The organism is Enterococcus bulliens (genome assembly GCF_053761865.1).
Genome location: NZ_JBSMXK010000039.1, coordinates 1 through 9,250, shown reverse-complemented (window position 1 = coordinate 9,250; position 9,250 = coordinate 1). Strand labels below are relative to the sequence as shown.

Annotated in this window: 11 protein-coding genes; all 11 read right to left on the bottom strand. The window is 32.1% G+C overall.

Annotated elements, in window-relative coordinates:
- Positions 1–148: 148 nt before the first annotated feature.
- Complete coding sequence (locus tag ACWOEC_RS11800; RefSeq protein WP_142960517.1) at positions 149–745, bottom strand: PBECR4 domain-containing protein; 597 nt, start codon at positions 743–745, stop codon at positions 149–151.
- 216 nt (positions 746–961) lie between these two features.
- Complete coding sequence (locus ACWOEC_RS11795) at positions 962–2,086, bottom strand: AAA family ATPase (RefSeq protein ID WP_142960516.1); 1,125 nt, start codon at positions 2,084–2,086, stop codon at positions 962–964.
- 1 nt (position 2,087) lies between these two features.
- Positions 2,088–2,813, bottom strand: coding sequence for a DUF6414 family protein (locus ACWOEC_RS11790; protein ID WP_016630100.1), 726 nt, complete (start codon positions 2,811–2,813; stop codon positions 2,088–2,090).
- Positions 2,814–2,825: 12 nt separating this feature from the next.
- Positions 2,826–3,548, bottom strand: coding sequence for a toll/interleukin-1 receptor domain-containing protein (locus tag ACWOEC_RS11785; protein ID WP_016630099.1), 723 nt, complete (start codon positions 3,546–3,548; stop codon positions 2,826–2,828).
- Between the two features lie 173 nt (positions 3,549–3,721).
- Positions 3,722–4,414 (bottom strand): hypothetical protein, encoded by a 693-nt coding sequence (locus ACWOEC_RS11780; RefSeq protein ID WP_142960515.1) that lies wholly within the window; start codon positions 4,412–4,414, stop codon positions 3,722–3,724.
- 48 nt (positions 4,415–4,462) lie between these two features.
- Entirely contained in the window at positions 4,463–5,062 is a 600-nt protein-coding gene (locus ACWOEC_RS11775) for a tyrosine-type recombinase/integrase (protein ID WP_002376315.1), read from the bottom strand.
- 244 nt (positions 5,063–5,306) lie between these two features.
- A complete protein-coding gene (gene lspA, locus ACWOEC_RS11770) occupies positions 5,307–5,771 on the bottom strand; it encodes a signal peptidase II (RefSeq protein ID WP_034706604.1) in 465 nt (154 codons plus the stop codon).
- 23 nt (positions 5,772–5,794) lie between these two features.
- Positions 5,795–6,019, bottom strand: a complete 225-nt coding sequence (locus tag ACWOEC_RS11765) for a hypothetical protein (RefSeq protein WP_029486039.1) — start codon at positions 6,017–6,019, stop codon at positions 5,795–5,797.
- A 206-nt stretch (positions 6,020–6,225) separates the two neighbouring features.
- Positions 6,226–6,561 carry an ArsR/SmtB family transcription factor gene (locus ACWOEC_RS11760; protein ID WP_131732208.1) on the bottom strand — a complete coding sequence of 112 codons (336 nt, stop codon included), beginning with the start codon at positions 6,559–6,561 and terminating at the stop codon, positions 6,226–6,228.
- A 23-nt stretch (positions 6,562–6,584) separates the two neighbouring features.
- Positions 6,585–8,552: a heavy metal translocating P-type ATPase gene (locus ACWOEC_RS11755; RefSeq protein ID WP_142960514.1), complete on the bottom strand. Its 1,968-nt coding sequence runs from the start codon at positions 8,550–8,552 to the stop codon at positions 6,585–6,587.
- Positions 8,553–8,581: 29 nt separating this feature from the next.
- The gene (locus tag ACWOEC_RS11750; RefSeq protein ID WP_074536935.1) at positions 8,582–8,917 is read right to left on the bottom strand and encodes a hypothetical protein; all 336 of its coding nucleotides are present in this window, start codon (positions 8,915–8,917) and stop codon (positions 8,582–8,584) included.
- Positions 8,918–9,250: the final 333 nt, after the last annotated feature.

The following is a 9,250-nucleotide window of genomic DNA, read 5'->3' as shown; positions in this document are numbered from 1 at the left end:
TGCTCGTTTATTTTTCCCTTACTCTGTTTTGGCAAAAGAGGTACACCAATTTCGATTCACAGAGAAAGACTTTGAAACGGTTGATTCAGGTTCTTTTTTTGTATAATATATCTTATGTAAACTAAAAATATTAAAGAGTGAACCTAAATCACTCTTTGTAAGCAGGGTTTTTATACCACACTTCTTCTTCTTCGGAAATTTTATTTATTGCTTTTGCTTGGAGTAATGTGTACTTGATTTGTCCTGATCCATAGTCAACATTTTTCTTGAAATTTGAAACACATACATAATTAGCAGGCTTTGCTCTATATTCTTCCAAAAATAGATATCCGGAATCAGTTGTATTATAAGTAAATTCAAGAAGATATGTCCATCGAATTTTACTATTAGGAATCATTAGCTTTCTAAATTTAAAAACACTATTTATATTGAAAAATAGGTTTTTTAAAGATAAAAGTATTGATATTCTGTCTTGTATTAAAGTATAGAAAGAGGAGGCCTCTAAATCTCTTAAGCATATTTCTCTTTCAAGTATTTTTGAAAAAACTATGCTCGCATTTTGCTTATAGACTTGTACTATGTCAGTTAATTTGTGTAAACCAGCCAGATGATGAAAATCACTATCTTCAAAAATAATTGTAAATACTTCTGCCTGGCCTTTTCTTCCTATTGTAATCTCAATTTTATAGGATTTAATTTCTTCAAAAATTTTAGCTGCTTGGTACAATATATCATTATTTTCCATTGATTTTTCCTTACAAAAAAAGAGATTTCTTTCGAAATCTCTAAAAGTCAAAGTATGAGTGTTTTAACTGCTGGTTTGAGGTGTACACACACAACCCTATTAAAGCTCAAATCTCCAGTGCATGCCAGCGCACCAATGATTATCACAGCTAAAGTAGATACTCAAGTTATCTACACTATTATATTCTCATCTTTGCTCTATTTTGTCAAATATTTCTTATGAATTGTCACTAATTATTCGTTTAAATAAAGTAAGGTTTAAATCCTGTTTTATCAAATTATCAATATGTCTAAAGTTCTTTAGCTGATTTCCATAAGAAAGATATTTATCCAACAAGTCTTCTTTATTTCCCAAAAACTTTATTTCTTTTTCAGTTAGTAATTTCCATCTATTTTCAAAAATTCGTTCTATTAATATTTGTTTACTAATTAGAGTTAAATCATTATAAAAAATAATATCATCAAAGCGAAAATAAATAGGATCACCCAGTGCCGATCTTATCTCATTTTCATTTCTGTAATTCGATGTACATATAATAATACTGTTATGCATTTCAACTAAATAGTTTGAGTCTTCAAATACTCCTTCATCGAAAAGCTGATAGAATGCGGTTAAGATCTCAGGATGTGCTTTGTCGAACTCGTCAAAAAGTACTATGTTAGTTTCTCTTTGAATTAAATCTTTTGCTAGGCTTGGTTCATCATGGCTACTGCCAAAGGTATAGCTAAATGATTGATTTGATTTTGACATAGACATTTGTTTCCTAACTAATCCTCCCCCCATAACATTTGATATGATTTTAGCAGTTTCAGTTTTACCTACCCCTGATGCACCATACAACATAAGAACAATAGGTTTTGATTTTTTATTCTTTGTTAACGAATACATATTAGCCATCACTCTATCTAATGCACTATCTTGACCTACAATATTATTTCGTAAATATCTATTAATCTTTTTCAAATTATTTACATTAATATTTTTATACCTAAATAAAATTTCTTCGTAATCAATATTTCTCTTATAATTGGATCTTATCATATGCAAAACATTTTTAGGTGGGTTTTGCAGAAAGATCCCATCTGAATAATCAAATAAAAGATCCAATATATTTTTAAAATTTTGTACAGCGCCCGTCTTAATAGATGAGTATGCGTTTGTTTCAGCCACGACGATTTCCGAAGAAAGATAATCTTCAACTTTAGTGTAGTCAAACTCTTTAAGAATATTTACGGTAAGTGAGTCAGTAAATCGAATATAATGCTCTAAAGGAATATAGTTCTCAGGAATTTGCTTTTGGAAAAATGTATTGGGTCCAAAAATAATTTTAATTTTAGCCATGTTAGACTACCCCTGCCAAAACAATATCATATACATCTAAAATCTCTTTACTGCGATCATCGTGAAATGAAGTCAATACTTCATCATTAACTTTTCTAGCCATATACTGCTGAAAATCTAAATCAGATCTGTCCATCGTCCCGACTTTAAATCCCCAAAATGATAAATTCATTTGTTCCAAATCCGCTACGTTATAATTATTAGAAAAAGCATTATTGTTGAATCTGAAGACCTTGAGAGCTTCATCATCAAATGCTAACATTTCATAATACCCTTTACTAAATTTAAGAGCCTCGTACATCTTAGAGATTGATAATCGAATACCATCACTGATTTCAACGTCTCCTTCTGTCATAACAAGGTATGGTGAAATAGTTTGATAATAAGCAATAGAGTTTTTCTCAGGAAATACTTTATGATTTTCTAATTTACATAAGCCGTTCGATTGCTTACGAGATTCAGAGAGAAAATCAGATAGTAATGCATTAGTAATAGATTTTTGTATTAATTTATCTGCGGATTTTCCCAATTGAGCATTCATATCTACACCGACACCAATAAAACCACTAAATAGTTTTGAAAGTCTTGGAGCAATTCCTATATTCCCTGCAACACTAGCTGATTTCTTTGATTCATTTTTTTCATCATGAATCTCTAATAGAGTTCCATTATTCAGTATGGTTAAATAGTCTGTGATAGTACCCTCATCAAAATAAACTAATTTCATATAGATTCCCCTTCAGATAGCCCAATATTTTTTCCATGTATCTTTAAATTCAAGCATATTTGATGGATCAGATAGTCCTAATTTAGTTATAGACGATGCTAGACCACTCATACTATTTACATCATTGATTTTTGTCATTTGTAAACTTGCCAGCGGGGTATCGCCTAAATCTTTATAATTTGTATCAGTGTATAGAACCGGAAATATTTTTTGATTCAACGCCCAAGCAGCCCCCATTTCGGCTAAAGAAAACTTACTCTCTAAAAAATTTTTTGTGATTAAAAAAATAACCACAGACGAATTTGTAACTTCTTTTTTTATTTTCCCGATAAACTCATCTCCGACTTCAATACTACCATTTAAGGATGTACAAAAAACATCTGCCTTCTTAATATCAAAAGCGCTACTTAAAAAATCAATAAATTTTAAAACTATATCTCTATCTTTTGAGCTGTGACTGATAAAAATTTTTTTCATGTTATTTGCCTCTTTCTGCTCTTTCGAATTCTCTATACATAAAATTGATAATACTTCTTCTAATTGACGCTTAGGATTACTATTCCTAAAAAAATATGCATTCTTAAAGTCTTTTTTTAACACGCTATCGCTGAGACTATTCTGAAAAAAAACATTTACATTTTTCATCCATGATATATATTTAGGATTGTCTTCTAAATTTTTCTCATTCTCTTTTCTTAACTCAACACCGCGGCTTATTAATTCTTCTAAATTCATATACTTCTCCTACATATTTTACCACTATCACAGTAGTTTATTCATAAATTACAAATACAATTTGGGATTGGTTAATAAATTAACATTAAATTTATTTTCATTTGAAATTTGACTAATAGATCAATTGGATTTTTCAAAACGCTAGCCAAAGAAATCACTAACTAACATTTTTATTAAAAATCAATTCCAAAAATACAATTAGAATACATAAAATCCAATATTTTTAAAGTATATATATCTTCTTCACTATTATAATATTCTGATAGCACTTCATTAAACCTTTTAACCATTACTTCTGGAATCGATAATAAGCCTGAACCATGATCAAACATAATTTTATTTGCAGTAATAAGAGCAGTCCTCTTATTATGATTCCCAAATATTTGATATTTTGAAATAAATAAAAACAGTCGCAACGCTTTTTCAGTTCCTGATACACTTTGGTCCATTAATTTCTGGTATCGATCCCTTACATCTTCTTCAGATAACATTGGCGGCACATACCTTCCCTGAATAGTCGATACTTCTACTCCACCGGTTCTTATTTCACCAGGAAAAAGGGCATCTTCCGCTGCAACGATCCGATTAATCCGCTTACTTGTCTCTAACAGGGGCTCTTGTACGTCATTTAAAAGCAGTTCAAAGCCTCTTTTTAAGTTAACGACGGTCAGGACATCATCTACAGCCACGTTATTAGCCCGGTTATACTTAATAATCTCTTCTGTTTGTAACAACGTTGTATCTAACCCTTCAAATTTTCCCGCATTATACACCAGTTCCACAATGTTTTTCTTCAATAAATACACAGACTCTTTGCGAGATAAGTGGTATTTATCAGGAAATTTCGGCCGCTTTTCTTCGTTCATCTTCTCACCTCTTGAATTTTTTCTTCTATTATATATGGCATTATTCTGTCATAGATCCAAACTCTTTACTGCGGTATCTTTATCTTCCTGGGTGATCCCAATATAGCGTAAGGTCTCCCGTTGCGAAGAATGGTTGAGCAGCGACTGAATGATCTCTGTTTTGGTCCCTTGCTTGTACAAAAAATAGCCAAAGGTCTTACGCATCGAATGGGGACCAATTTCTTTCAACCCAACCGCCGTTCCAGCTTCATGAATGATCCGCCAAAGGCTTTGTCGGGTCAAAGGCGTATCTGCTCCTTTTCGACTTGGAAACAAATACTTGCTGAAGTCTTGTACTTGCAGCTGCTCAGAAAATTCGGATTGAACATAGTCAAGAATCACTTTTCGCAATTTGTTCGAGATGAAGACCGAATTGTGCTTGGCTGTTTTTTGTTCCTTCATGGCCAGACGTTCTTTGACAATCACTCGCCCACGAGAAATTTCTAATACATCACTTAATTTCAACTGCCTTAAATCGGAGATTCGATAGGCTGTATTGATCCCAATCGAAAAAAGCACCAAATTCCGTTGCCCATATTTTCCGGAAGCCAAAATTGCCTTCATGGCATCAATCTTTTTTTTATCGCGAATCGGTTCCACGCTCTTCATTTTTAGCCACCTCTCAAATGTTACTTAATACGATTATAACAGATAATAAGTCACATTTAAATAAGCTATAGAAAAAAGGCTCTAAAAGAAAAGTGATTTCCTCTTAGAGCCTCTAAGGATAGAGCGATTTTAACGAATGTGACAGAAACAGATTGTGTCACATCAGTAAAATTTATGGAATATATTTAAGCAGATACTTTTTAATAGCACTTTTCTCAGAATGTCTTGCATAAGCCCATTAAAATTAATGATTTTTATTCTCTACATTTGATATTTTATCTGATAGATAATCAGTGATCACCAAAAGCACACCAAACGTCAACATTACATCTGCAATATTAAATACAGGGAAATTTAGAAAATCAAGACGTAGCATATCAACTACATATCCAATCCTTATTCGATCTACTAAGTTTCCCAATGCACCTGCAATAATAAAATTCAGGCCACTCGTCAGAATCTTTTTTTTACTTTTTAACATTAGCCAACCCAACATAGCGATTATGGGCACCGATATAACAATCAATAAGTTTGTATTATTACTCAAAATCCCCCAAGCTGCCCCACTATTTTGAATATAGGTCAGTGAAAAAATATCGGGAATGATGACTCTTTCTTCATATAATGCAAAAATATTAACTGTCAATAATTTAGCAATCTGATCTACACTTAGAAGAACGAATATTGATATTACACTTACAAATAACATGAAAGCCCTCATCATCTAAATATTTATTTATTGAATAAATTTGAAAGTTTTTCCCATAACAACAATATAGTTTCCTTGTTATTAAAAAAAGGTATTTGCACAGTATCTAAATTTTCAAATAATCCAGCTGCCTGATCATAATAATCTGCTAAGAATGTAGCTTGTTCATTCAAAAGAGCATTTGCTTCTTCAATATTGCCATTAGCTATTAGATCTTTGATTGTTTGTAAAATTTCTTCTCTATTCATTGAGTTCCTCCGTATCAAAATATTTACCTCAATTACTTAACACATCAGCTAATAATCACAAATTAACACTGATAAAGATAAATGATACTATAATTAAAACTAGGAATATTTGAGTTAAACAGCCTAAGCAGCCTCTGTTACTTCTATAAGAACCATGATTACCATGATGTTCTTTTTTGTAAGCGTTACTTTTATGGTGGTTATCTCTATAATAATCTTTTTTGTGATGGTGTCCCACAAAATTCACCCTCTTCCATAGTGTGTTCAAACAGAACTTTTAAAATAGTTTTTATGTGCTCATCTTTCAAAGAGTAGTACATATATTTTCCTTTACGCTCTGCTGAAACCATCCTGTTTTTTTTTAACTTAGACAGATGATGCGATGTTGCTGTATGTGACCTTTGGACCAATAACTGTAATTCAGAAACATTTCTTTCCTGTTTCGATAAAAAAAATAATATTTTTAGTCTGGTTCGATCATTGAGTACTTTTACAATTTGCTGGACTCCCTCAACTGATCTTTCTAAATCCTTATTCTTCATTTAGAATCTCCGTCCTATAATTATTACATTTCTTTTTGAGGAATTAATAATCTCAATCCGTTAAAAATAACCAACACAGTACTTCCCTCGTGAGCTAAGACTCCTATTCCTATAGTCATTTTACCTACAAAGTTTAATGATATTAATAGCAATACAATAAACATTGAAAAGATAATATTCTGCCAGACAATTTTATTTAATCGTTTAGATACTTTATGAGCATACACTAAATTCGATATGTCGTTCTTCATTAAAACTACGTCTGCCACATCAATAGCGACGTCTGTTCCATCGCCCATAGCAATTCCTACATCCGCATTAACTAAAGCTGGCGCATCATTGACTCCGTCACCTACCATTGCAGTTAGTCCATATGAATCCTGTTGCTGTTTAACAATTTTCGCCTTATCTTCCGGTAAAACATTAGCAATTACTTGACCAATCTTTAGCTCATTGCCAATCGATTCACCCGTAAGTTTAGCATCTCCTGTAATTAAAGTAGTGTGAACACCTTGATCATTGAAGTATTCTATTGCATCTTTTGCATTCGAGTTAGGGACATCCATTAATGCAATTAAACCTATAACTTCCTTATTAATTGCTATTAAAACAACAGTCTTTCCGTCTTTTGAATACTCATTAACTTTTTCTTTTATGTTTTTATCATAACTGTTAAATTCCGAAGGTTTAGAAATTCTATACTCATTATCATTGAATGTTGATACTAATCCTCTGCCAACCTCATTTTCTACTGATAGTGTTTTTGTCTCCGTATGTGGAAAATTACTAACTATAGCAGTCGCTAAAGGATGATTTGATTCTTTTTCCATTGATACAATAACGTCGATTACCTCTTCTTCGTCGACCCCATCAATGAAATATTGATTTGTAACAACGGGTTTTCCTTTCGTCAAAGTCCCTGTTTTGTCAAAACAAATAGCTTTAAGTTCCCCTAAATTAGATAAAAATGATCCCCCTTTAAACAGTACACCTCTCTTAGCTAAATTAGAAATCGCTGATAAAGTAGCTGGTACCGCACTAGCTGCTAATGCGCAAGGTGAAGATGAAATTAAAAATACAATACTTCGATATAAAGTTACATTCCAGCTCCATCCAAAAACTGTTGGACCCAAGACCAATATAAATGGGAAAATCATCAATACTAAGGTCACATACTTGGGCTCTAACCTCTTTATGGTTGTTGCTGTTTTACTCAAATTTTTCTGCGATTGATCAACTAGTTTTAATATTTTTGCAAATACAGTATCACTACTATCTTTTGTAACTTCCATAACAAACGAACCGGTACCATTAATTGTACTTCCGAATACATCGTCACCTACTGTTTTTTCTTTTGGAATACTTTCACCGTTTATAGACGACTCATCGATTGATGTTGTTCCAGAGATTATTTTTCCATCTGTAGGCACTTGTCCTCCATTTAAAACTTGCACTTTATCTCCGACCACTAATTGATCAACTGACACGACTTCAACAGAGTTGTCAATTGATAGTCTTCTGGCTTCCGTGGGATTTAGCTTTAGCAGATTCGTAATTTCTCTCTTACTCTTACCCTCTGCGTAATCTTCTAAGAAATGTGCTCCTGCAAAAATCAAAATTAATAGACCAGCTTCCTCGAAACTGCCAATAATCATTGCAGCAGCTGCTGCTAATACCATTAAAAAATGAATATTAGGCATAAATTTTTTTGTTTTCAAACTATCTTTTATTGTATCTCCAAAGCCCTCTATGATTACATGGTACCCTGCAGAAACCACCGTAATACTAAATAACATGTTAGAAAGTATAAGTAGATCTTCTCCTAAAAATAGAGCAATTAAAAATGCGATTAACCCAATGAAGTAAAAATACACTGGGATATTCCCATGGCTATGATCGTGTTCTTCATTATGTTTATGCTCAGTACCCCCATGGTTACTAGTCTCGTTTTTAAGAGAATGATTTTTGTTGTTGATTTCATCTTTGTCCATTTATATTACCTCCTAAATATTGTTTATGATTAATCATAGTTTTTGAATTCTTTGTTTTCATTTAAAATCTCATCCACATTTCGCCGATAAAAATCATGCTCTTTCAACCACTCCTTAAAGCTACCCTCAGATAACTGATAGATTCCTTTTATTTCTTGGTTATTGAAACCTAAGCTAAGTAATTTTAAATATTTTTCTAAAGTTAAGTCTCCAATTTTTTTGTTTTTGGAGCTATATCCTAGAAACTGTCCCAACAACTGAATTTCTTTTTTTAGTTCTGTATGATCACTATCTAACCAGTTAGGATTTTCATTTAAAAGCTTAATCAATTTTCTCCGTATTTCTTTTTTTCTTTCTTTTGACATCTTACTCATCCTTTAGTTAATGTAATAATATTATAAATGACCAATCACACATATGTCAAATTATTCATATGTTTTTTTAAAAAATACGGTTTTTCTTCTGTGTAATTAGCTTCGACCGATTACTTTTGAACATATAGTACCAATTTTTACCTAAATTTACGTCGATATCTAAACCACATTCTATAAATGAGATGGTTCTGTTGCAAAGTTTTAAATCTACTATCAAATAAGGTAGAATAATAGAAAAAGATAGCAGGAGGAATGACGATGAATCCTTTTAAAGGAAAGCAATTTCAGCAGGATGTGATTATTGTAGCCGTGGGCTACTATCTT

What these genes read in the sequence shown, in the direction of transcription:
- ACWOEC_RS11800 (WP_142960517.1), bottom strand. Translation starts at nt 745, where the DNA reads ATGGAAAATAATGATATATTGTACCAAGCAGCTAAAATTTTTGAAGAA.
- ACWOEC_RS11795 (WP_142960516.1), bottom strand. Translation starts at nt 2,086, where the DNA reads ATGGCTAAAATTAAAATTATTTTTGGACCCAATACATTTTTCCAAAAG.
- ACWOEC_RS11790 (WP_016630100.1), bottom strand. Translation starts at nt 2,813, where the DNA reads ATGAAATTAGTTTATTTTGATGAGGGTACTATCACAGACTATTTAACC.
- ACWOEC_RS11785 (WP_016630099.1), bottom strand. Translation starts at nt 3,548, where the DNA reads ATGAATTTAGAAGAATTAATAAGCCGCGGTGTTGAGTTAAGAAAAGAG.
- ACWOEC_RS11780 (WP_142960515.1), bottom strand. Translation starts at nt 4,414, where the DNA reads ATGAACGAAGAAAAGCGGCCGAAATTTCCTGATAAATACCACTTATCT.
- ACWOEC_RS11775 (WP_002376315.1), bottom strand. Translation starts at nt 5,062, where the DNA reads ATGAAGAGCGTGGAACCGATTCGCGATAAAAAAAAGATTGATGCCATG.
- lspA (WP_034706604.1), bottom strand. Translation starts at nt 5,771, where the DNA reads ATGTTATTTGTAAGTGTAATATCAATATTCGTTCTTCTAAGTGTAGAT.
- ACWOEC_RS11765 (WP_029486039.1), bottom strand. Translation starts at nt 6,019, where the DNA reads ATGAATAGAGAAGAAATTTTACAAACAATCAAAGATCTAATAGCTAAT.
- ACWOEC_RS11760 (WP_131732208.1), bottom strand. Translation starts at nt 6,561, where the DNA reads ATGAAGAATAAGGATTTAGAAAGATCAGTTGAGGGAGTCCAGCAAATT.
- ACWOEC_RS11755 (WP_142960514.1), bottom strand. Translation starts at nt 8,552, where the DNA reads ATGGACAAAGATGAAATCAACAACAAAAATCATTCTCTTAAAAACGAG.
- ACWOEC_RS11750 (WP_074536935.1), bottom strand. Translation starts at nt 8,917, where the DNA reads ATGTCAAAAGAAAGAAAAAAAGAAATACGGAGAAAATTGATTAAGCTT.